This is a genomic window from Nocardioides sp. YIM B13467 (assembly GCF_042788075.1).
In the GTDB taxonomy this organism is placed as follows: domain Bacteria; phylum Actinomycetota; class Actinomycetes; order Propionibacteriales; family Nocardioidaceae; genus Nocardioides.
The window spans coordinates 3580642-3602083 of the sequence record NZ_JBHZPJ010000046.1 but is presented as its reverse complement, the minus strand read 5'-3'; the positions used below and the strand labels follow the sequence as shown (position 1 = coordinate 3602083).

Below are 21442 nucleotides of genomic sequence, written 5' to 3'. Positions count from 1 at the left end.
TGAACGCGAAATTAACCTACGCCTGGGAGAGCCCGGCTTCCTCGAAGGCGTCGTAGTTGGGGGCGATGGTGGCGCGGGGGCCGACGATGCCGCTGACCGCGTCGAGCGTCTTGAGGCCGTGGCCGGTGTTGATGATCACCGTCTCCAGGCTCGGGTCGAGCAGACCGTTGTCGACGAGCTTCTTGGTGACCGCGAGCGTGGTGCCGCCGGCGGTCTCGGTGAAGATACCCTCGGTGCGGGCCAGGAGCACGATCGCGGCGCGGATCTCGTCGTCGGTGACCTCCTCGACAGCACCACCGGAGGAGCGGGTGGCGTCGAGGACGTAGATGCCGTCGGCCGGGTTGCCGATGGCCAGCGACTTGGCGATCGTGTCGGGCTTGACCGGGCGGATGGCGTCGACGCCGGCCTTGAACGCGGTCGCGACCGGGTTGCAGCCAGTGGCCTGGGCGCCGAAGATCCGGTAGGGCTTCTCCTCGACCAGACCGAGCTTGATCAGCTCCTTGAATGCCTTGTCGACCTTGGTCAGCTGGGATCCGGAGGCCACCGGGATGACGATCTGGTCGGGCAGGCGCCAGCCGAGCTGCTCGGCGATCTCGAAGCCGAGCGTCTTGGAGCCCTCGGCGTAGAAGGGACGTACGTTGACGTTCACGAACGCCCAGCCCTCCTCCTCCGCAGCGATCTCCTGAGCGAGCTTGTTGACGTCGTCGTAGTTGCCGTCGACGGCGATCAGGTTGTCGGTGAAGACGGCGGAGTTGACCTGCTTGGGCTGCTCGAGGTTGCTCGGGATGAAGACCGCGGTCGGGATTCCGGCGCGCGCGCCAGCCGCCGCCACCGCGTTGGCCAGGTTGCCGGTGCTCGGGCAGGCGAAGACCTTGGCGTCGAGCTCGCGGGCGGCGCTCAGAGCACAGGCGACCACGCGGTCCTTGAAGGAGTTGGTCGGGTTGGTCGAGTCGTCCTTCACCCAGATCTTCTCGATGCCGAGCTCACGCGCGAGGTTCTTCGCGTCCAGCAGCCGGGTGAAGCCGGGCTCGGTGTTGGGGCTCTGCTCGATGTCGTCGGGCACCGGCAGCAGCGCCTTGTAGCGCCAGATGTTGCGGGGTCCGGCCTCGATCTCCTCGCGGGTCACGGCCGGGAAGTCATAGGCCACCTCGAGTGGCCCGAAACACTCCGGACAGGCGTAATGCGGTCCGAGCTCGATCTGGTGCCCACACTCCCGGCACGACAGCGCCGAGGCGTTGCCGAAAGCACCCTCGCGCAGGCCCTTCGTCTCCGTGGTCGCAGCGCTCATGAGAAACCTCCTCCTCATCTTCCCCGATCACGTCTCTCGCGCCGGGCCGGAATTAGCACCTGCTCCACGCCCTACCCGATGGCCGGGAGGAGGATCGTGGTCGGTTGCCGGGACTTCACTGGGCCGTTCCCTCAGTCCCTCTCGATGAGCAGTAGCGATCGTACGGCAGGTATCAGCCGCCAAACACACCCGGGTTCCATTCCGCGGACCAGTCGTCCACCATCTGGACAATCGGGGTTCAGCGAGCGCGGAGGCGGCGCAGCATCCGGGCATCGTCGAAGCCCACCGCACGGGCGGCCGACTCCATGGTGGTGCCGGCGGCGAGGAGGTGGTCGGCACGCTCGCGGCGGAGCGCCTGTTGATAGCGGAGCGGGGTGAGGCCGGTCGCAGCTACGAAGGCGCGGGTCAGGGTGCGCTCGCTCACCCCGGCGCCGTCCGCCAGAACGGAGAGCGGAAGCGGCTCGGCGAACCGGGCGTCGATGACGTCCTGCACATGGTGGACGGTGTCGTCGAGATGGTTCCGGTGGCGCAGCAGGACGCTCTCCTGCGGCTGGTCCCCGTTGCGCCGCGCGTAGACGACCATGTCGCGGGCCACTCGAGCCGCCAGCGCCGGTCCGTGGCGCACCGCGAGCAGGTGCAGGCTCAGGTCGATGCCGCTGGCGATGCCTGCCGACGTCACGATCCGGTCATCGCTGGTGAAGAGCACGTCACGCACCACCCGGGCTTTCGGGTAGCGACTGGACAGCGCGTCCTGGAGATCGTGATGGGTGGTGCAGCGACGTCCGTCGAGGAGGCCCGCCTGCCCGAGGGCGTCGGCGCCGGCGCAGACGCTGGCCACCTCGCCCCCGGCGGCATGATGGGCACGCAACCGCTCTGCCGTCTCGCGGGTGAGCCGGGGGCCGGCGACGAGGTCGTCCGCCGCTCGCCAGCCCGGCACGACGATCAGGTCACCGGGCTCGAGATCGGGCCATTCCGCGGTGGCCGTCAGAGGCAGCCCCTGTGCGGAGAGCACCTCCCCGGGCTCGGCGCCCGCGACGTACGCGAGGTCGTAGGGATGCCCCAGGCTGCCCGCGGTGTGGAACGCCTGTGCCGGCCCGGCGAGGTCGAGCAGATGTACGCCGGGCAGCAGCACGAACACAACGGCGCTCATGCCACAGATGCTGCCACAGCCTCCAGATCGGCGATCGTCGCGATCTCGGCGAATCGGCCGCTGAGCACGAGCTTCGTACGCTCCACGACCTCCTCGGCCGACAGCCCGCCCAGCGGCTCGGTGGTGACCGCGTCGGCGACATAGGTGACCCGGTAGCCGAGGTTGGAGCCGACCCGCGCGGTGGTCTCGACGCACTGCTCGGCGCGGATCCCGCACACCACGAGCTCGGTGATCCCGCGCTCGGTCAGCACCTGCTGCAGGTTGGTCGTGGTGAAGGCGTTGTGGGCGGTCTTGCGCAGCTCGACATCGCCCGGCTCGGGGCCGCTGAGCCCGTCGAGGTAGCGCACGTGACCCGACTCCGGGTCGAAGACGCCGCCGCTGCCGGGCTCGGTGTGGAGCACCCAGACCACCAGGTCGCCCGCGGCCCGCGCGAGGCTCACCAGCCTGTCGGCGCGGTCGGCGATGTCGGGGTGAAGAGTCTGCTGCCAGGCCTCCCGCTGCCGGAAGGACTCCTGGATGTCGATGACGAGAAGGGCTCGGTTGCTCATGCCCCCAGTGTGCGAGCTGCCCGCTCGACGCACGAGGCATCAAGCGGGCAGCATCCGGAACGATCCGGTCAGGCAGCGGCAACAGTGTTCTGTGTGGTGGCCTCTCCCTCGGCAGGCGCGAGCGCGCCGCGTACGACATCCCTGACATCGCTCACCAGGTTGATCTTCAGGGCCTGCTTGACTTCGTCGGGGACCTCGTCCAGGTCGGGCTCGTTGCGCTGGGGCACGAAGACCTCGGTCAGACCGGCTCGCTGGGCGGCGAGCAGCTTCTGCTTGAGGCCGCCGATGGGCAGCACCCGCCCGGAGAGCGAGACCTCACCGGTCATCCCGACCTCGCTGCGCACCGGGCGACCGGTCGCGAGAGAGGTGAGCGCGGTGACCATCGTGATGCCGGCGCTCGGGCCGTCCTTGGGGACCGCACCCGCGGGCACGTGGACGTGGAGCGAGCGGTCGAGCACGGCCGAGTCGACGCCCAGCTCGGCGGCGTGCGAGCGGACGAAGGAGAGCGCGATCTGCGCGGACTCCTTCATCACCTCGCCGAGCTGGCCGGTGATGTTCAGTCCAGCCTGCCCGTCCGCCGAGGACGCCTCGATGAAGAGCACGTCCCCACCGAGCCCGGTGACGGCCAGTCCGGTGGCGACCCCCGGGACAGAGGTACGCTCCGCCGACTCCGGCGTGAACCGCGGCCGTCCGACCAGGTCCTTGAGGTTGTCCAGGCCGATCTCGACGTGCTCCGCACCGGTCGCCAGCTTCGTCGCCACCTTGCGCAGCGCCTTGGCGATGAGCCGCTCGAGCTGGCGTACGCCCGCCTCACGGGTGTAGTTCGCAGCCAGCTCACGCAGGGCGTCGTCAGTCACCGTGGCCTCCTCCGAGGTCACCGCGGCGCGCTCGAGCTGCCGGGGCAGCAGGAAGTCGCGGGCGATGGCTACCTTGTCGTCCTCGGTGTAGCCGTCGATCGTGACCAGCTCCATCCGGTCCAGCAGAGCCGACGGGATCTGCTCGACCACGTTGGCCGTGGCGATGAACAGGACGTCGGAGAGGTCCAGGTCGAGCTCGAGGTAGTGGTCGCGGAAGGTGTGGTTCTGCGCCGGGTCGAGCACCTCCAGCAGCGCGGCGGCAGGGTCACCCCGATAGTCGGAGCCGACCTTGTCGACCTCGTCCAGGAGCACGACCGGATTCATCGATCCGGCCTCCTTGATGGCCCGCACGATCCGGCCCGGCAGCGCGCCGACATAGGTCCGCCGGTGACCCCGGATCTCGGCCTCGTCGCGGACACCGCCCAGCGCGACCCGGACGAACTTCCGTCCGAGCGAACGCGCGACCGACTCACCCAGCGACGTCTTGCCGACTCCTGGCGGGCCGGCGAGCAGCACCACGGCACCGGATCCACGGCCGCCGATGACCTGCAGGCCCCGCTCGGCACGTCGGGTCCGCACCGCCAGGTACTCCACGATCCGGTCCTTGACCTCCTCGAGGCCGTGGTGGTCGGCGTCGAGCACCTCACGAGCCGCGACCACGTCGGTCGAGTCCTCGGTCCGGACCGACCACGGCAGCTCCAGCACCGTGTCCAGCCAGGTGCGGATCCAGGCTGTCTCGGGGTTCTGCTCGGAACCACGCTCGAGCTTGTCGACCTCGCGCAGCGCGGCCTCGCGTACAGCCTCGGGGAGGTCGGCGGCCTCGACGCGGGCCCGGTAGTCGTCGGACCCCTCGGGCTCGCCCTCGCCGAGCTCCTTGCGGATCGCGGCGAGCTGCTGGCGCAGCAGGAACTCCCGCTGCGTCTTCTCCATGCCCTCGCGTACGTCCTCGGCGATCTTGTCGCTGACCTCCGACTCCGCGATGTAGTCCTTCGCCCAGGCGATCACCTTCTCGAGACGCTCGGTGACGTCCGGCGTCTCCAGCAGCTCGCGCTTGGCATCGTCGTCGAGATAGGGCGCGTAGCCGGCGGTGTCAGCGATCTCCGACGGCTCGGTGAGCCGGTTGACCTGGTCGATGACCGGCCACGCCTCGCGACGCTGGAGCACCGCGACGACCAGCCGCTTGTACTCCTCGGCCAGCTCCTTCGCGTGCTCAGTCGTCGTCTCGGTGGCGGTCTCGACCTCGACCCACAGCGCAGCACCGGGGCCGGTCACGCCGGAGCCGATCTTCGCGCGGCCGACGGCCCTCAGCACAGCCGCGGGCTCACCGCCCCGGAACCGGCCGACGCGCTCGATCGTGGCGACAGCGCCGTACGTCGCATACCGGTCCCCCAGCCGCGGCGCGACCAGCAGCCGGCTCTCCGAGCCGGCCCGGGCGGCGTCGATCGCAGCCTGCGCGGCCTCGTCGAGCTCGATGGGCACGACCATCCCCGGCAGGACCACGGCATCCGAGACGAACAGCACAGGAAGCTTGTCCATTTGCGGACCCTCCTAGAAGAGTTGAGTGATACTCGCTCAACTTCTGGGGGCAACCGGATGTTCCCTCCGGTTATCGTGTTCGCTGTCAGCGGACGCTGTCGTCGGTCAGCTCACGCAGAAGCTCCAGCACACCGTCCGGCCCCTGCACCTCGAGATCGGCGAGATCAGCGAGCGGACCCCGGTCGGGGCCGGCGTGGGAGTAGACGAGCAGCGTCGCCGACCCGGTGGTCTTTCCCCATGCCCTGACGGCCTCGAACGCCTCGATGTCGCCCAGGTCGTCCCCGCCGAACAGGATCGCGCCGGGCGAGACCTCCGAGATCAGCGTGTCGATCGCATGCCCCTTGTGCATGCCAGGAGCACGCACCTCGATGACCTGCTTGCCGGGCTCGATCACGAGCCCGTGCTCGCCGGCCAGCTCGGTCAGCGGCGGGAGCAGACGCGCGGCGAGGCCGTCGGGATCGGGGAACCGGCGGGTGTGTACCCCGACGGCGAGCCCCTTCTCCTCGATGTAGGCGTCCTGCGCCCCGTGAGCGGCGAGCACCTCCGGCAGCGCCGCCTCGAAGGCGGCCAGCCCCTCGGGCGGCGGCGGGCCGACGACGACCCTGTCGGCACCGCTCCAGCGCTCGTTGCCGTACTGCCCGAAGACGTACAGCTCCTTGCCCTCCTCCGCGAGCGCGTCGGCGATCGCGGCCAGCCCACCGAGCTCGACGACCTGTCCGGCCGGACGGCCGGTGACGATGGCCAGTGCCTTCACCCGGGAGGCGAGCGCGATCAGGACCGTGGCCGCGTCCGGATGGATCCGAGCCGAAGCCGGGTCCTCGACGATCGGGGAGAGCGTGCCGTCGAAGTCGAGACCGACGAGGGTCTCGGCGGCAGCAGCCGCGATCGCGGCGTACTTCTGCTCTCCTGCGGTGCCATCAGGCTGGAGTTCGGCCATGCCTCAACTGTGACACGGCAACCACCTCGGAGCCGACCGCGAGGGCGCCGCCGTGCGGTAGATCACACACCCTCGAGAGCGGCCGGAAAGGCTCAGAGAGCCCCGGTCAGAACCACCGTCAACCGGTCGCCCTTCATCAAGCCCTCGACCGACTCGTGGGTGCGTTTGATGCCGAGGTCATCCGCGAGCTGCTGACCCTCACGCTTCATCTCGCTCGGGTAGTAGACGGTGTTCTCCGGGATGGAGCCCATCCAGTTGTCCTCGCCGACGACGTTCCAGCCGACCGTGTTCGCCTTTGCCGCGACGTCGCCAGCCAAGCCGACGATATTCGACTGGTTGTAGACCTCGACGCTGACCTTGGCGCGGTCGACCGGCGAAGGCTCGGCCTTGGGCGGCTTCTTCTCCTCGGCCTTGGCCGCCTTCGGCGAGGCCGACGCCGAAGGCGAGGGGCTGCCACCGGCCTGGGCGATCTCCTTGCCCTCGTCTCCGTCGCCACCGGTGATCCAGAAGATGATCACCGCGGCGACGACGGCCGCCACGCTCAGCGCGATGACGGGTGTGGGGAGCGCGACGCCACGCTCACCCTTCGAAGGACGTACGCAGCCGGTCATTCAGACCTCGAAACCGAGCCGTCTCGCCGAGCGCTGACGCTGCCGGGCCGCGCGGAGCCGTCGCAGGCGGCGTACCAGCAGGGGATCGGCCTCGAGGGCCTCCGGCTTGTCGATGAGAGCGTTGAGCACCTGGTAGTAACGGGTGGCGGACATGTTGAACGCCTCACGCACAGCGGCTTCCTTGGCTCCGGCGTACTTCCACCACTGACGCTCGAAGTCGAGGATCTGCTTGTCGCGCTCGCTGAGGCTCGCGGGGTCCTCGCCTGGGCCTGTGACCTGCACGTTGACAGCGCTCATTCCTCGTCCCCCGGTGTCGTCTGCATCTGACCACACCCTAACGCGCCGAACTACACCGCTGTGGTTCACCCTCCCGGCGTGTTACTCGACAGGTATTCGGATCGGGGGGCCGGAAGTCACGGGTGGAACGACTCGGCGCCGAACCCGGCCCCGGTCCATTACAGTCGGAGATGTGCAGGCTGACCTGGTAATCGTGGCCAATCGGCTCCCCGTGGATCGTGTGGAGATGCCGGACGGAACGAAGGCGTGGCGACGCTCCCCAGGAGGCCTGGTCAGCGCCCTCGAGCCGGTCCTGCGGGCCAACGACGGTGTCTGGATCGGCTGGCCCGGCGGAACCGACGAGGACCTCGAGCCGTTCGAGGACGACGGGCTCCACCTGCTGCCGATGACGATGACCGCCCAGGACATCGAGGAGCACTACGAGGGCTTCTCCAACGGCACCCTGTGGCCGCTCTACCACGACGTCGTGGCCAAGCCGGAGTTCCACCGCGAGTGGTGGGACGGCTACCAGCGGGTCAACCAGAGGTTCGCCGAGAAGTGCGCCGAGGTCGCCGCGAAGGGCGCGACCGTCTGGGTGCAGGACTACCAGCTCCAGCTCGTCCCGCAGATGCTGCGCGAGCTCCGCCCCGACCTGCGCATCGGCTTCTACCTGCACATCCCGTTCCCACCGGCCGAGCTCTTCCAGCAGGTCCCCTGGCGCCGCCAGCTCCTCGAGGGTCTCCTCGGCGCCGACCTGGTCGGCTTCCAGCTGCCGCAGGCGGCCCAGAACTTCGTCCGCCTGGTGCGCCAGCGTGTCGGCCACAAGACCCATCGTGACCTGGTCTATCTCCCCGACGGGCGCACCGTGCACGCGGCCGCCTTCCCGATCTCGATCGACTTCGTCGGCTTCGACGAGATGGCCCACGACGAGGCCATCAATCAGCGCGCCAAGGAGATCCGCCAGCAGCTCGGCGACCCGAAGAAGATCCTGCTCGGCGTCGACCGGCTCGACTACACCAAGGGCATCTACGCCAGGCTGCGCGCCTACGGCGAGATGCTCCGCGACACCGAGCTCGACGTCGAGGACGCGATCTTCGTCCAGGTGGCGGTGCCCTCGCGCGAGCGCGTCGAGCAGTACCGCAAGCTGCGCGACGACATCGACCGCCTCGTCGGCCGGCTCAACGGCGACCTCGGCCGCATCGGCCGTCCTGCGATCTCCTACCTCCACACCTCGCTCCCCCGTGCCGAGATGGCCGCGCTCTACCGCGCCGCCGACATCATGGTCGTCACTCCCTACCGCGACGGCATGAACCTGGTCGCGAAGGAGTACGTCGCCTGCCGCTACGACAACGACGGCGCCCTCGTGCTCTCCGAGTTCGCCGGCGCGGCCGAGGAGCTGCGCCAGGCCTGGCTCGTGAACCCCTACGACATCAACGGGATGAAGGCCGCGCTGCTGGAGGCGTACAAGGCCGAGCCGAAGGAGCTCACCCGCCGGATGCGGGCGATGCGCAAGCAGGTCGCCTCCAAGGACGTACGCCACTGGGCCGACACGTTCCTCGAGGAGCTCGCGGCGGTCCAGGGCAGCCACACCAAGAACGTGCTTCCGCCCAACGCCCACTAGGGCCGGCCAGGTGGCTAGAGTCGAGGCGTGACCACCAACTCTGACCCGATCAGGTGGGGAATTCTCGGCACCGGCCGGATCGCCCACTCCCTCGCCACCGATCTGATGCTCGTCCCCGACGGCCGGCTCGCGGCCGTCGGCTCCCGGAGCAAGGAGTCCGCGGAGACGTTCGCGAAGGAGTACGCCGCCAACGGCCCGGTCCGCGCGCACGGCTCCTATGAGGAGCTGGCCGCCGACGAGGACGTCGACGTCGTCTACGTCGCCAGCCCCCACTCCCACCACCTCGAGCACGCCACCCTCATGCTCGACGCCGGCAAGCACGTGCTGTGCGAGAAGGCGCTGACGCTCAACGCCGCCGACTCCCAGAAGATGGTCGACCTGGCCACCTCCAAGAAGCTCTTCCTCATGGAAGCCATGTGGATGGCGACCAACCCGATCATCCGGCGCCTCGTCACCGACGTGAGGTCGGGCCGATTCGGGGTCCCCCGTCACGTACACGCCGAGCTCGGCTTCGTCGCCGATCCCGAGCAGCACCAGCGCCTCCTCGACCCCGCGCTCGGCGCCAGCGCGCTGCTCGACATGGGCATCTACCCGCTCACCTTCGCCCACCTGCTCTTCGGCGAGGCCCGTGCGCTGACCGCTCAGGCCAACCTCGGCGAGGGTGCCGACGGCGCCACCTTCGACCTCGACCTGGTGATGACCGGGAAGTACGCCGGCAACGAGCTCTCCACCATGGTCTCCTCGGTCACCTCCTACTCCTCGCGCTCGGCGGCCATCGCCACCGACCAGGGCCGCATCGAGCTGACCGACTTCCACCACCCGTCCTCGGCGGTCTTCAAGCCCGCCAACGGCGACGAGCCCGTCGAGATCGTCGGCGACGAGCCCGTCATCGGCGCTGCGTACGGGAACGAGATCGTCGAGGTGCAGCGCTGCCTGCGCGAAGGCCTCCTGGAGTCCCCGCTGGTGCCCCACAGCCAGACGCTCAGCCTGATGCNCCGGCGCCGGCGCGACCCTCTTCGACGACCCGCTGGCCCCGACGACCACCGCGCTGGAGGATTCGGCCGGTGCCTACGAGGACCTGGTCGAGGCGTTGACCCAACCCAACGTGCTGGCCACCGCGAAGGACCTCCACGGCCGCACTCCGTTCCAGGCCTTCAAGCAGGGCCGCCTGGTGGCCCTGGTCGGTGACCGTTCGCTGGTCTCGGACCTTCGCGCGACCGAGGCGATGGAGTGGGACGTGATGCCGATGCCGGGTGGCAACGGCACCACCGGCGACTACGCCGGACTGTGCATGGGCTCGGAGGCCGCCGACCCCGACGCCACCGCCGACTTCCTCACCTACCTCATCTCGACCGAGTCGGTCGTGAAGATGGTCCGCACCGGCCACTTCGTGCCGGTCAACTCCGAGGTCGGCTACGCCCCGGTCTTCACCCAGCCCGAGCGCAACCCGAAGAACGCCCGGATCTTCACCGACACCGTGCGCGACATGCAGGTGCTTCCCGAGGCCACCCAGCTCGCCCAGCTCCAGAAGGTCGCCGCCGTCGCCGTACGAGGCTCCTTCGCGGTCACCGAGCCCGAGCAGGTCGAGGACTACGCGGTCCAGATCGACGAGCTCTCCAAGACCGTCTTCCCCCAGCCCACCCCGCCGGCCTCCCCGTCGCCCTCCATCTCGCCCAGCTCCTAGCTGCCGAGGCGTCACCCCCGTCGCCTGAGGCGGCACGTACGTCGACCGAAAGGTCAGGGCTCGATGTCCGCGCTTCGCGCGGTCACTCCCTCGCCTCGGCGTGGAGGACGGCGTCGGTGAGGAGCGGTGCGGTGAGGGCGATCTGCCAGCCGCGGGCGCCGAAGCCGGAGAGGATCTCGATGATGCCGTCGAGCAGGGCGCCGGGGTCGCGGGTCTTCGGAGGCGTCCACATGGCGCGGCGCAGGAAGTCGGGAGTCAGCAGGTTCTCGGCCGGGAGGTTGCGGGCCTCGGCGAGGGCGTTGACGGACTCGCGCGCCAGCGTGAGACGACGGGCGGCGACGGGGTCCTTGTCGGCCCACGCGCGGGGCGGGGGAGGACCCTCGGAGCGCGGCGAGCGCACCGGGAGCTCGTCCTCCTCCATCGTGACCGCGCGGTTGAGCGCCTTCACCCAGGAGGTCGCGTAGCGCTCGGCGCCACGGCCGTGGAACCCCTTCAGCCCGAGCAGCGCGGCCTTGTCCTGCGGGAGATCCTGCGCGGCGGCGACGATCGCGGCGTCGGGAATGATCCGGCTCGGGGTGACGTCACGCTGCTGCGCGATCCGGTCGCGCTCGGTCCACAGCTCACGCACCGCGGCGAGGCCGCGGCGGCCGCGTACGCGGTGCATGCCGGAGGTGCGTCGCCAGGCGTCCGTACGCACCGGCGCCTCGAACCCGCGCAGCCAGTCGAACTCCTGGCGAGCCCAGGTCTCCTTGCCCTGTGCGACGAGCTCGGCAGCCAGCGCGTCGCGCAGCTCGACGAGCACCTCGACGTCGAGCGCGGCGTACTCCAGCCAGGCGTCCGGCAGCGGTCGGGTCGACCAGTCTGCCGCGGAGTGCTCCTTGAGCATGGTGAAGCCCAGAACAGTCTCGACCAGGGTGCCGAGCCCGACGCGCGGATAGCCCAGCAACCGCCCCGCGAGCTCGGTGTCGAACAGTGCGGAGGGGTACAAGCCGAGGTCGCTGAGACAGGGAAGGTCCTGGGTGGCGGCGTGCAGGATCCACTCGGTGCCCTCGAGCGCGTCGACCAGCGGCTGCATCGTGGACAGCTCGATCGGGTCGATCAGCCAGATCCCGGAGCCTTCGCGGCGCAGCTGGATCAGGTAGGCGCGGTTGGAGTAGCGGTAGCCGGAGGCGCGCTCCGCATCGATCCCGACCGGACCCGAACCGGCGGCGATGGCCGCGGCGGCCTTGACCAGACCCTCGTCGGTGTCGGTCACCGGAGGCAGCCCGTCGCGCAGGGTCAGCAGCGGCGCCGGATCAGCATCTTCTGGTGTGTCCGGCCCCGTATCGGCCTCGGTGTTGTCTTCGATCACGCCGCCACCTCCGTCGCGCAAGCGCCATGATACGGACGCGGCGGCGTGATGGCCCGACGGTTCACTCGCTGAGGCTCGATCACGCGCCTCGCTGCCCTCGCCGGCTCGGGATGACGGTGACGCCCTCCGGCACCGGAGGAAGTCCCGCAGCCGTGCAGAGCAGTTCGCCCCACGCCTCGGTGTGTGGTCGCAGGTCAAGGTCGCCCGAGGCCGTGCCGACCGGCGTCCAGGAGGCGCGGATCTCGATCTGGGCGGTGCCCTCCTCCTCGGCCATCCCGCCGTACGACTCGGTCGCGACGCGGGTCACGGTGCCGGCCGCCGCCACGTGCGATGCGCCGTGACCGGACAGTGCGTCGAGGAGCCAGGACCAGCCGACCTCACCCAGAAGCGGGTCGCTGATGTGCTCGACGTCGATATCGGCCCGTGCGTACGCCACCAGGCGGAACGTGCCGGGCAGTCCGTGCACCGTGCCCCAGGCGTCGTTGCCGTCGGGATCGTGCAGCAGGATCAGCCGTCCGGTCGCCACGTCGACGTCACCGACGGTCACCTCGGCGGACAGCGCCGCGGCGTACGGAGCGATCCGCTGGGGCGCCGGCATCTCCTCGGCCAGCACCTCGGGTCTGAAGGTCGCGGCGCGCATCCCTTCCGCGGCGGACCGGAACACGGCAGGACCGGTCTCCGGTCCCGCGGCGGGACGCGACTCTCCACGGACGACCATGTGAACAGGGTATGTCTTCTGCGCGATTCGCGATGTGCGTACACGCCGCGCCGGGTGGGACCATTGCCGAGTGGCTGCCGTGAACACTCCTGAGAACCCCTCCGACGCGCTCGCGTCGTCCCCGTTCCTGCAGGCGCTCAGGGGACAGAAGCCGAGCCGTACGCCGGTGTGGTTCATGCGCCAGGCCGGCCGGTCGCTGCCCGAGTATCTGAAGGTCCGCGAGGGCATCGGCATGCTCGAGTCCTGCCAGGACGCCGACCTGATCACCGAGATCACCCTGCAGCCCGTACGCCGCTACGGGGTCGACGCGGCCATCTTCTTCTCCGACATCGTGCTGCCGCTGAAGGCGGTCGGGGTCGACCTCGACATCAAGCCCGGCGTCGGCCCGGTGATCGCGAACCCGGTGCGCACCCTGGCCGACGTGGAGGCGATCCCGGACCTGACCCCGGAGCACGTCCCCTACATCACCGAGGCCGTCCAGAACCTCACCGGTGAGCTGGCCGGCATCAACGGCGGCACCCCGCTGATCGGCTTCGCCGGCGCCCCGTTCACCGTCGCCTCCTACCTGGTCGAGGGTGGCCCCTCGAAGGAGTACGCCAGGACCAAGGCGCTCATGTTCGGTGCCCCCGACGTGTGGGACGCCCTGATGCGCAAGATCGCCGGGATCTCCGGCGCGTTCCTGGAGGTCCAGGTCCGTGCGGGTGCCTCCGCGGTGCAGCTCTTCGACTCCTGGGCCGGCGCCTGCACGCCCGCCGACTACGAGCGCCACGTGCTGCCCTACTCCACCCAGGTGATGACCCGGATCGGCGAGCTCGGCGTCCCGCGGATCCACTTCGGCGTCAACTCCGCCATGCTCCTTCCGCTGATGGGCAGCGCCGGTGCCGAGGTCGTCGGTGTCGACTGGCGTACGCCGCTGGACTGGGCGATCACCCAGCTCGGCGACCACTTCGGCGTCCAGGGCAACCTCGACCCCGCCCTCGTCTTCGCGCCCACCGAGGTGATGCTCGAGCAGGCCGGGAAGATCATCGAGACCGGGCGGCGAGCCAAGGGCCACATCTTCAACCTCGGCCACGGCGTCATCCCAACCACCGACCCCGACCAGCTCGCCCGGCTCACCGAGTTCGTGCAGAGCTACGAGCCGGCCGAGGGCTGAGACCGAGAGCGCTGAGAGCGGGCAGCCGTCTCGGCGAGCAGGTCGAGGAGGCTGCGCGCCCCCGAGGTCGTACGTGCGTTGTGCCGTCGCGCCGCGACCATCGTCACCCGGGAGCGATCCCCGGCGAGGGGACGTACGGTGATGTGCCCGCCCGTCTCGCGCGGGTCGCCGACGACGCTGTAGTCGGGCAGCAGGGTCAGTCCGAGGCCCTCGCCGACCATCATCTTGCCCATCTCGGCGCCGTCGGTGGCGTGCCAGTGGTGGGGGAGGTCGCGACCGAAGACGCGGTGGGCGAAGCGATACATCAGGTAGCCCGAGCGCATGCCGACGAACGGCTCCTGGCGGAGCTCCTCGACGGTGATCTCGGCGCGGGACGCGAGCGGGTGGCCCGCGGGCAGCACCACGATCGGCCGTCCGTGGAGAAGCACGGTGCCTTCGACGGTCGGCGGTAGGTCGTCGCCGTCGAGCAGGTTGACCAAACCGATGTCGATGGTGCCCTCGGCGAGGGCGAGGTAGATGTCCTCCTGCACCATGGTGCGCACCTCGACGCTCGTCCGCGGATGCTCGTCGGCGAATCTCCGCAACGTCGGTAGCAGTACGGTCGAGGTGCCGGCGTGGACCGTGCCGACCCGGACCGAGCTGACCCCGGCGCTCTGGTCGCCGGCGGCCAGGCGGAGGCGGTCGACGGCCTCCAGGACGTCGGACATCGAGTGCAGCAGCTCCTGGCCTTCGCGGCTGATCCGGGCGCCGGCGCGGCGCCGATCGAGCAGGGTCACGCCGAGCTCGCGCTCGAGCTTGGTGATCGCCTCGCTCAGGGCGGGCTGGGAGATGTGGAGCTGCTCGCTCGCGCGGCGCAGCGAGCCGTACTGGGTCACGGCTGCGATGTACTCCAGCTGCTCGATCCTCACGCTGTGCTCTCCTCGGTCGGTGATCGGTCATCCCGAGCGGGTGATCGGTGATCGCTGGCGTCCAGCCTGTTTCACACCATCCATTCTCAAGTAACTTGGTCGATTAAAGACAGAAACATCCACGACGCAAGACTGAGAGGGCGCGATGACAACCGAAGCTGTACGCAACGCCGCGGAGTTCGGCGCGGCACCCACGACCCCGGAGGGCTGGGTCGACCGTGCCCGCGAGGTGGCCACCAGGCTCTCCGCGGACGCGGTCGCCCGCGACCGGGCCAACCAGGTCCCGACGTACGAGGTCGATCTGCTCAAGGAGAGCGGCCTGGTCACCCTGCTCGGCCCCGCCGAGCACGGCGGTGCCGGTCAGGACTGGACGACCGCGCTGCGCGTGGTTCGGGCGGTCGCGGCGGGCGACGGCTCGATCGGACAGCTGCTCGGCTACCACTACCTGTGGGCCTGGGCGGCGCGGCTGGTCGGCACCCCGGAGCAGATCGCCGCCGTCGAGCAGCTCTACACCGAGAACAACTTCTTCTTCGGTGGCGCGGTCAACCCGCGCGACGACGACCTGGTGATCAGGGTCGAGGGCGACGAGCTCGTCTTCGCCGGCCGCAAGTCGTTCTCGACCGGCGGGCGGATCTCCGACCTGACCGTTCTCGAGGGGGTCATCGAAGGCACCGAGAAGCATGTCTTCGCGATCGTCCCGACCCAGCAGGAGGCCATCGTCTTCGCCGGCGACTGGGACAACCTCGGCCAGCGGCTCACCGAGTCCGGCGCTGTCGAGATCAACGGCGTGCGCGTCCCGTGGGAGTCCGCGGCCGGCTATGTGAAGCAGGAGGACGGGACGTACGAATTCGTCCCGCGGGTCTACAACACGCTCAACGTGCCGATCATCCAGCTCATCTTCACCAACTTCTACCTGGGGATCGCGGAGGGCGCTCTGACGACCGCGGCGACCTACACCCGCGACACCACGCGTGCCTGGCCCTACGCCGGAGACGTCAAGGAGAAGGGAAGCGAGGAGTTCTACATCCAGGAGACGTACGGCGACCTGACCTCGAAGCTGTGGGCGGCCCAGGCGCTGGCCGAGCGCGCGGCCGGCCTGATCGAGGCCATCAACTCGCACGCCGACGAGGTCACCGATCAGGAGCGCGGCGAGGCGGCGGTCGTGATCGCCGCGGCCAAGCAGGTCGCGATCGACGCCGGCCTGGAGATCGGCACCAAGGTCTATGACCTCACCGGCGCCCGGGCGACCTCCAACAAGGTCGGCCTGGACATCTTCTGGCGAAACATCCGCACCCACTCGCTGCACGACCCGGTCGCGCACAAGCGGGCCGAGGTGGGCCGCTACGCGCTGCTCGGCGAGATCCCCGCGCCGACCTGGTACACGTGAGCGCCGCCTTCGGTGATCAGTAGGGCCTCTCGCCCCGTCGCCGCCTGATAGGCGGCACCTATCACGGGATCGGGTCTTCCGGTGGTCCACATCGGGAGATCCGGTCCCGTCGCCTGTTTAATCAGATAAGTTTAGTAGACATTCGCGATCCAAGGAGACCAGCATGACTTCACCGGCAACCGAGCCCCTGAAGTTCGCCTACTGGGTGCCCAACGTCAGTGGCGGCCTGGTGGTGAGCAAGATCGAGCAGCGCACCGACTGGAGCTACGACTACAACAAGAAGCTTGCGCAGCTGGCCGAGAACAACGGCTTCGAGTACGCCCTGTCCCAGGTGCGCTACATGGCCTCCTACGGCGCGGCCTACCAGCACGAGTCCACCTCGTTCTCCCTCGCGCTGCTGCTGGCCACCGAGCGGCTCAAGGTGATCGCCGCCGTCCACCCGGGGCTGTGGCAGCCCGGCGTACTCGCCAAGTTCCTGGCCACCGCCGACCACCTCTCCGGCGGCCGTGCGGCCGTCAACGTGGTCAGCGGCTGGTTCAAGGACGAGTTCACCCAGCTCGGCGAGCCGTGGCTCGAGCACGGCGAGCGCTACCGTCGCTCGGAGGAGTTCATCCGCTACCTCCGCGAGATCTGGACGAGCGACGCCGCCGAGCTCAACGGCGACTTCTACCGGCTGCACGACTTCGACCTGAAGCCGAAGCCGCTGGCCAGCGAGGGACGTCCGCACCCGGAGATCTTCCAGGGCGGCAACTCCTCCGACGCCAAGGCGATGGCCGGCCGCGTCTCGGACTGGTACTTCGCCAACGGCAACACCCCCGAAGGCCTCGCCGCGCAGATCGCCGACGTCAACGCGGTCGCCGGGCCGCTGGGACGTCGGGTCCGCTTCGGGATCAACGGCTTCATCGTCGCCCGCGACACCGAGAAGGAGGCGCGCGACACCCTCAGGGAGATCATCGACAAGGCCGACCGTGAGGCCGTCGAAGGCTTCGGCTCCGCGGTCAAGCAGGCCGGGCAGTCGACCGGCGACAAGACCGGGATGTGGCAGGACTCCAGCTTCGAGGACCTGGTGCAGTACAACGACGGCTTCCGGACCGGACTGATCGGCACGCCCGAGCAGGTCGCCGAGCGGATCGTCGAGCTCAAGAGGGCCGGCGCCGACCTGATCCTCGGCGGCTTCCTGCACTACCTCGAGGACGTGGAGTACTTCGGTCAGCGCGTCCTTCCGATCGTGCGCGAGCTCGAGGCGCAGCAGCTGGAGTCCGTGGCTTGAGCACGACGGAGATCGCCCGACTCGACGCCGAGACCGCGCCGCTGGTGGCGCGGCGGCTGGCCGACGAGCTCGCGCTCGGCGACGGCGGACGCGACCGGGTCAGGGCGCTGCCCTACGACCAGGTCAAGGCGTACGCCGCCGCCGGGCTCGGCGCGCTCACCGTCCCCCTCGAGTTCGGCGGTCCGGCGCTCCCGGCCACGACCGTGGCCGAGGTGTTCCGGCTGGTCTCGTGGGGTGATCCCAACGTCGGCCAGGTCCCGCACAGCCACTTCGTCTTCCTCAACCAGCTCCGGCTGAACGGCACCCGCGAGCAGCAGCAGCGGATCTACAGCGAGGTGCGGGCCGGGGCGCTGGTCGCCAACGCGCAGTCGGAGTTCGGCACCAAGCACGTGCGCGACATCCGCACGACCCTCACGCCGGCCCGGGAGAAGGGGGAGTGGCTGCTGAACGGCGAGAAGTTCTACTGCACCGGCTCGCTCTTCGCCGACTATCTCGCCGTGCTCGCGCGGCGCGACGTCGACGGGCCGCTGCAGGTCGCCTGGGTCCGCGCTGAGACTCCCGGTGTCGAGATCGTCGACGACTGGGACGCCGTCGGGCAGCGTACGACCGGGTCCGGCACGGTGCGCCTCACCGATGTCGCCGTGGCCGAGGAGTGGGTGACGCCGTTCTCGGTCACGTTCGACGTGCCGACTACCTACGGCGCCTTCGCCCAGCTGCTGCACGCGGCCATCGACGCCGGGATCGCCCGGCGCGCGCTGGACGAGGCCTCCGAGTTCGTACGCACGAAGTCCCGCCCCTACGCCGACGCCGTCGCGCTCGCCGGTGCCGAGACGGCCGCACAGGACCCGCTGGTCGTCCAGGCCTTCGGCGAGATGGAGCTGGCCGTACGCAGCGCCGAGGCGCTCCTCGCCGAGGCGGCGCGACGCGTCGACGAGGCCGACGCGGACCTCACCGCGTCATCGGCCGCAGAGGCGAGCCTGGCGGTGGCGGCTGCCCGCGCGTCGACCGCGAAGGTGTCGGTCGACGTCACCAGCCGGCTGCTCGAGGTCTCTGGCACCCGGGCGGCTCTGACGTCCACCAACCTCGACCGCCACTGGCGCAACGCGCGCACCCACACCCTCCACGACCCGGCCGCCTGGAAGGTGCAGCACCTCGGGCGGTGGGCGGTCGACGCCACCCCGCCGCCGCGGCACGGGCAGATCTGACCTCCCCACATCCCCCACACATCCCACGCGAAAGGCAGCGATGAGCACCCTCAAGTTCCACTGGTTCCTCCCGACCAACGGTGGCGACGGCCGTCACGTGATCGGCGGCGGTCACGGTGTCAGCGCGCTGGCGTCGGGCCGTCCGGCGACGGTGCCCTACCTCGGCCAGATCGCCCGCAGCGCCGAGCAGCTCGGCTTCGAGGCTGCGCTGACGCCGACCGGCGCGTGGTGCGAGGACGCCTGGGTGACGACCGCGATGCTCAGCTCCCTCTCGGAGCGGCTGAAGTTCCTGGTCGCCTTCCGGCCCGACTCGGTCTCGCCCTATCTGGCCGCGCAGATGGCGGGCACCTTCCAGAACCTGTCCGGGCAGCGGCTGCTCCTCAACGTCGTCACCGGAGGTGAGGACCACGAGCAGCGGATGTACGGCGACTTCCTGGCCAAGGACGAGCGGTACGAGCGGTGCGGGGAGTTCCTGCACATCGTCCGCCGGCTCTGGGCGGGGGAGACGGTGACCTTCTCCGGAAAGCACCTCTCGGTGGAGAACGCGCGACTGGAGCAGCGGCCCACGCCGGTCCCGGACGTCTACTTCGGCGGCTCCTCGCCGGCCGCGCTGGAGGTCGCTGCCGAGCACGCCGACGTCTACCTGACCTGGGGCGAGCCACCGGCCGCGGTCGCGGAGAAGATCGGACGCGTGCAGAAGCTGGCCGCCGACCGCGGCCGCGAGCTCCGCTTCGGGATCCGGCTGCACTCGATCGCCCGCGAGACCTCGTCTGCCGCGTGGGCGGAGGCCGACCGGCTGCTGGAGAACATCTCGGACGAGGACATCGCGCGGGTCCAGGCGGGGCTCTCCCGCAGCGTCTCGGAGGGTCAGCGGCGGATGCTGGAGCTCAACCAGGGCTCGCGCGACGGGCTCGAGGTCTACCCCAACCTGTGGGCGGGCGTCGGGCTGGTCCGCGGTGGTGCCGGGACCGCGCTGGTCGGCTCCTACACCGAGATCGCCGACCTGATCGAGGCCTACCACTCCGTCGGGATCTCGGAGTTCGTGCTCTCCGGCTACCCGCACCTGGAGGAGTCCTACTGGTTCGGCGAGGGCGTCCTGCCCGAGCTCGCGCGTCGCGGCCTGTGGTCCCACCCCGCCCCCGTCGCCGGCCGAGGGGCAGCGGTGCCCTTCGGCGCCGCGGCCCAGTAGGGAGGATCCGGATGTCTGCTGTCACCGCCAAAGCCACCGCCAATCCGAAGCGGGTCGCGCTCGCGGCCTCGGTCGGCGCCACCATCGAGTGGTACGACTTCTTCCTCTACGGCACCGCCGCCGGCCTCGTCTTCGACAAGCTCTACTTCAACGGGCTCAGCGGCACCGCGGCGACCTTCGCCTCCTTCGGCACCTTCGCCGTGGGGTTCCTGGCCCGCCCCGTCGGAGGCCTGATCTTCGGACACTTCGGCGACCGGATCGGTCGCAAGACCATGCTGATCTGGACGCTCGTGATCATGGGAGTGGGCACCTCGCTGGTCGGGCTGCTCCCGACGTACGACTCCATCGGGGTGCTCGCTCCGATCGCGCTCGTGGTGCTCCGGATCCTGCAGGGGATCGGTGTGGGAGGTGAGTACGGCGGCGCGGTGCTGCTGGCCACCGAGTACGCACCGGCCGGGCGCCGCGGCCTCTACGGCAGCTTCGCGCACATCGGTGTCCCGGGCGGGCTGGTGCTCGCCTCCGGGGCGTTCGCGGTGGCGTCACAGCTGCCCGACGCGGCCTTCCTGGCGTGGGGATGGCGGGTCTGCTTCCTGATCTCCATCGTGCTGCTCGCCATCGGCGCCTGGATCCGGCTCTCGATCATGGAGACGCCTTCGTTTCAAGAGGTGCAGGCCGAGAAGAAGGTCTCCAAGCTGCCGGTCGGGGAGCTCTTCCGGCGTCAGCCGCGCACGCTGCTGCTCGGGATGGGGACGCGGTTCGTGGAGGGGTTCACCTACAACCTCTACTCGGTCTTCCTGCTCTCCTACGCGGTGGCTGACGCGGGGCTGAGCCGGTCGGTGGTGCTCAACGCGATCATGGCCGGCGCGCTGCTGGGCGTGGTCATGACCGTCGTCTCCGGAGCGCTGAGCGACCGGTTCGGACGGCGGCCGGTCTACACCGTGGGGGCCGTGCTGGGACTGGTGATCGCCTTCCCGGTCGCGGCCGCGGTGCAGTCCGGCGCGGTGGTGCCGTCGGTGGCGGCCTTCGTCGGTGGGCTGGGTCTGGTCTACGGCACCGTCTACGGGCCGCTGGCGGCGTTCTGGAGCGAGCTGTTCGACACCCGCTACCGGTTCTCCGCGCTCAACGCGCTCTACCAGATCTCAGGAGTGGTGGCCTCCGGGCTGACGCCGCTGATCGCGGCCGCCCTGGTGGCGCTCTCCGATGACCGCTCGCTGTGGTGGGTGGCCGGCTACAACGTCGTGGTCGCCGTGATCAGTCTGACCTGCATGTGGCTGCTGCCGGAGACCCGTGGCGAGAGGCTGCGGGACACGGCGGTGGACGAGGCGCGGGCAGTGCCCGCGAACTCGGTGGTGGCGCGATGACCGATCCACTGCGTACGAATCAGGATCTCGACCCGGCCGCGCTGCGGCAGGCCTTTGGGGTCTTCCCCAGCGGGGTGGTGGCGGTTGCCGCGGTGGTCGACGGCCGCCCTGTCGGCCTGGCGGCGTCGTCGTTCACCTCGGTGTCCCTGGACCCGCCGCTGGTCTCCTTCTCGGTGGCCCGGACCTCGAAGACGTGGCCCGACCTACGGCGCTCCTCGCATCTGGGTGTCACCGTCCTGGCCGAGCACCACGGCGAGGTCTGCCGCCAGCTCGCCGGTCCCGTCGACTCCCGCTTCGACGGCCTCGTGGTCAGCTCGTCCCTCGACGGAGCCCTCACCCTCGACGAGGGCCTGGCGCAGTTCGACTGCACCGTCTACCGCGAGGTCGAGGCC

General features: G+C 69.9%; 19 protein-coding genes, 1 pseudogene and 1 riboswitch. Of the genes and pseudogenes, 10 read left to right on the top strand and 10 right to left on the bottom strand.

What is annotated here, in order from left to right; genetic code table 11:
- Positions 1-16 precede the first annotated feature (16 nt).
- From thrC to ACFX43_RS24425, 7 genes are all read right to left on the bottom strand, one after another.
- Positions 17-1288, bottom strand: a complete 1272-nt coding sequence (thrC, locus tag ACFX43_RS24455; RefSeq protein WP_355224428.1) for a threonine synthase — start codon at positions 1286-1288, stop codon at positions 17-19.
- 11 nt (positions 1289-1299) lie between these two features.
- Positions 1300-1439: riboswitch (SAM riboswitch) on the bottom strand.
- 87 nt (positions 1440-1526) lie between these two features.
- On the bottom strand, positions 1527-2438 hold the full coding sequence (locus ACFX43_RS24450; protein WP_378836700.1) for a GlxA family transcriptional regulator: 912 nt from the start codon (positions 2436-2438) through the stop codon (positions 1527-1529).
- Positions 2435-2986 (bottom strand): isochorismatase family protein, encoded by a 552-nt coding sequence (locus ACFX43_RS24445; protein WP_378836697.1) that lies wholly within the window; start codon positions 2984-2986, stop codon positions 2435-2437. Before ACFX43_RS24445 ends, ACFX43_RS24450 begins: the two co-directional genes overlap by 4 nt.
- Before the next feature lie 68 nt (positions 2987-3054).
- Positions 3055-5379 carry an endopeptidase La gene (lon, locus tag ACFX43_RS24440; RefSeq protein ID WP_378836694.1) on the bottom strand — a complete coding sequence of 775 codons (2325 nt, stop codon included), beginning with the start codon at positions 5377-5379 and terminating at the stop codon, positions 3055-3057.
- Between the two features lie 85 nt (positions 5380-5464).
- Entirely contained in the window at positions 5465-6316 is an 852-nt protein-coding gene (gene otsB, locus ACFX43_RS24435) for a trehalose-phosphatase (protein ID WP_378836690.1), read from the bottom strand.
- 92 nt (positions 6317-6408) lie between these two features.
- Positions 6409-6927 (bottom strand): LytR C-terminal domain-containing protein, encoded by a 519-nt coding sequence (locus tag ACFX43_RS24430; protein WP_378836687.1) that lies wholly within the window; start codon positions 6925-6927, stop codon positions 6409-6411.
- A complete protein-coding gene (locus ACFX43_RS24425; protein WP_091046051.1) occupies positions 6928-7224 on the bottom strand; it encodes a DUF3263 domain-containing protein in 297 nt (98 codons plus the stop codon).
- 157 nt (positions 7225-7381) lie between these two features.
- Between ACFX43_RS24425 and ACFX43_RS24420 the strand changes: the two genes are divergently transcribed.
- The 3 genes from ACFX43_RS24420 (at position 7382) to ACFX43_RS24410 (ending at position 10508) form a co-directional block, all read left to right on the top strand.
- Entirely contained in the window at positions 7382-8824 is a 1443-nt protein-coding gene (locus ACFX43_RS24420) for a trehalose-6-phosphate synthase (protein ID WP_378841108.1), read from the top strand.
- Positions 8825-8851: 27 nt separating this feature from the next.
- Positions 8852-10012 carry a Gfo/Idh/MocA family protein gene (locus tag ACFX43_RS24415; protein WP_378836684.1) on the top strand — a complete coding sequence of 387 codons (1161 nt, stop codon included), beginning with the start codon at positions 8852-8854 and terminating at the stop codon, positions 10010-10012.
- On the top strand, positions 9915-10508 hold the full coding sequence (locus ACFX43_RS24410; protein WP_378836682.1) for an extracellular solute-binding protein: 594 nt from the start codon (positions 9915-9917) through the stop codon (positions 10506-10508). The genes ACFX43_RS24415 and ACFX43_RS24410 overlap by 98 nt, the downstream gene beginning before the upstream one ends.
- Before the next feature lie 82 nt (positions 10509-10590).
- Here the strand turns inward: ACFX43_RS24410 and ACFX43_RS24405 are convergent, their stop codons facing one another.
- Both ACFX43_RS24405 and ACFX43_RS24400 read right to left on the bottom strand, forming a co-directional pair.
- Positions 10591-11859, bottom strand: coding sequence for an HRDC domain-containing protein (locus ACFX43_RS24405; protein ID WP_378836680.1), 1269 nt, complete (start codon positions 11857-11859; stop codon positions 10591-10593).
- A gap of 79 nt (positions 11860-11938) precedes the next feature.
- Complete coding sequence (locus tag ACFX43_RS24400; RefSeq protein WP_378836676.1) at positions 11939-12577, bottom strand: DUF3000 domain-containing protein; 639 nt, start codon at positions 12575-12577, stop codon at positions 11939-11941.
- Positions 12578-12647: 70 nt separating this feature from the next.
- Between ACFX43_RS24400 and hemE the strand changes: the two genes are divergently transcribed.
- Positions 12648-13730, top strand: coding sequence for a uroporphyrinogen decarboxylase (hemE, locus tag ACFX43_RS24395; RefSeq protein WP_378836673.1), 1083 nt, complete (start codon positions 12648-12650; stop codon positions 13728-13730).
- On the opposite strand, the gene ACFX43_RS24390 is transcribed toward hemE, so the two are convergent.
- Positions 13709-14638, bottom strand: coding sequence for a LysR family transcriptional regulator (locus tag ACFX43_RS24390; protein WP_378836671.1), 930 nt, complete (start codon positions 14636-14638; stop codon positions 13709-13711). The two genes, hemE and ACFX43_RS24390, sit on opposite strands and share 22 nt — an antisense overlap.
- Positions 14639-14783: 145 nt before the next feature.
- Between ACFX43_RS24390 and ACFX43_RS24385 the strand changes: the two genes are divergently transcribed.
- From ACFX43_RS24385 to ACFX43_RS24360, 6 genes and pseudogenes are all read left to right on the top strand, one after another.
- The gene (locus ACFX43_RS24385) at positions 14784-16025 is read left to right on the top strand and encodes an acyl-CoA dehydrogenase family protein (RefSeq protein ID WP_378836667.1); all 1242 of its coding nucleotides are present in this window, start codon (positions 14784-14786) and stop codon (positions 16023-16025) included.
- A gap of 163 nt (positions 16026-16188) precedes the next feature.
- Complete coding sequence (sfnG, locus tag ACFX43_RS24380; protein WP_378836664.1) at positions 16189-17295, top strand: dimethylsulfone monooxygenase SfnG; 1107 nt, start codon at positions 16189-16191, stop codon at positions 17293-17295.
- Positions 17292-18500, top strand: a complete 1209-nt coding sequence (locus ACFX43_RS24375; protein ID WP_378836661.1) for an SfnB family sulfur acquisition oxidoreductase — start codon at positions 17292-17294, stop codon at positions 18498-18500. Before sfnG ends, ACFX43_RS24375 begins: the two co-directional genes overlap by 4 nt.
- 40 nt (positions 18501-18540) lie before the next feature.
- Positions 18541-19689, top strand: a complete 1149-nt coding sequence (locus ACFX43_RS24370) for an LLM class flavin-dependent oxidoreductase (protein ID WP_378836657.1) — start codon at positions 18541-18543, stop codon at positions 19687-19689.
- Between the two features lie 11 nt (positions 19690-19700).
- The gene (locus tag ACFX43_RS24365; protein WP_378836655.1) at positions 19701-21050 is read left to right on the top strand and encodes an MFS transporter; all 1350 of its coding nucleotides are present in this window, start codon (positions 19701-19703) and stop codon (positions 21048-21050) included.
- Positions 21047-21406: pseudogene (locus ACFX43_RS24360) on the top strand (flavin reductase family protein); the annotation flags it as partial. The gene ACFX43_RS24365 and the pseudogene ACFX43_RS24360, both read left to right, overlap by 4 nt.
- Positions 21407-21442: the final 36 nt, after the last annotated feature.

Bases quoted from the DNA above. Each gene is read 5' to 3' on its own strand.
- ACFX43_RS24445 (WP_378836697.1), bottom strand. From the start codon at position 2,986: ATGAGCAACCGAGCCCTTCTCGTCATCGACATCCAGGAGTCCTTCCGG.
- ACFX43_RS24365 (WP_378836655.1), top strand. From the start codon at position 19,701: ATGTCTGCTGTCACCGCCAAAGCCACCGCCAATCCGAAGCGGGTCGCG.
- ACFX43_RS24385 (WP_378836667.1), top strand. From the start codon at position 14,784: ATGACAACCGAAGCTGTACGCAACGCCGCGGAGTTCGGCGCGGCACCC.
- ACFX43_RS24450 (WP_378836700.1), bottom strand. From the start codon at position 2,438: ATGAGCGCCGTTGTGTTCGTGCTGCTGCCCGGCGTACATCTGCTCGAC.
- ACFX43_RS24370 (WP_378836657.1), top strand. From the start codon at position 18,541: ATGAGCACCCTCAAGTTCCACTGGTTCCTCCCGACCAACGGTGGCGAC.
- lon (WP_378836694.1), bottom strand. From the start codon at position 5,379: ATGGACAAGCTTCCTGTGCTGTTCGTCTCGGATGCCGTGGTCCTGCCG.
- sfnG (WP_378836664.1), top strand. From the start codon at position 16,189: ATGACTTCACCGGCAACCGAGCCCCTGAAGTTCGCCTACTGGGTGCCC.
- ACFX43_RS24425 (WP_091046051.1), bottom strand. From the start codon at position 7,224: ATGAGCGCTGTCAACGTGCAGGTCACAGGCCCAGGCGAGGACCCCGCG.
- thrC (WP_355224428.1), bottom strand. From the start codon at position 1,288: ATGAGCGCTGCGACCACGGAGACGAAGGGCCTGCGCGAGGGTGCTTTC.
- ACFX43_RS24430 (WP_378836687.1), bottom strand. From the start codon at position 6,927: ATGACCGGCTGCGTACGTCCTTCGAAGGGTGAGCGTGGCGTCGCGCTC.
- otsB (WP_378836690.1), bottom strand. From the start codon at position 6,316: ATGGCCGAACTCCAGCCTGATGGCACCGCAGGAGAGCAGAAGTACGCC.
- ACFX43_RS24400 (WP_378836676.1), bottom strand. From the start codon at position 12,577: ATGGTCGTCCGTGGAGAGTCGCGTCCCGCCGCGGGACCGGAGACCGGT.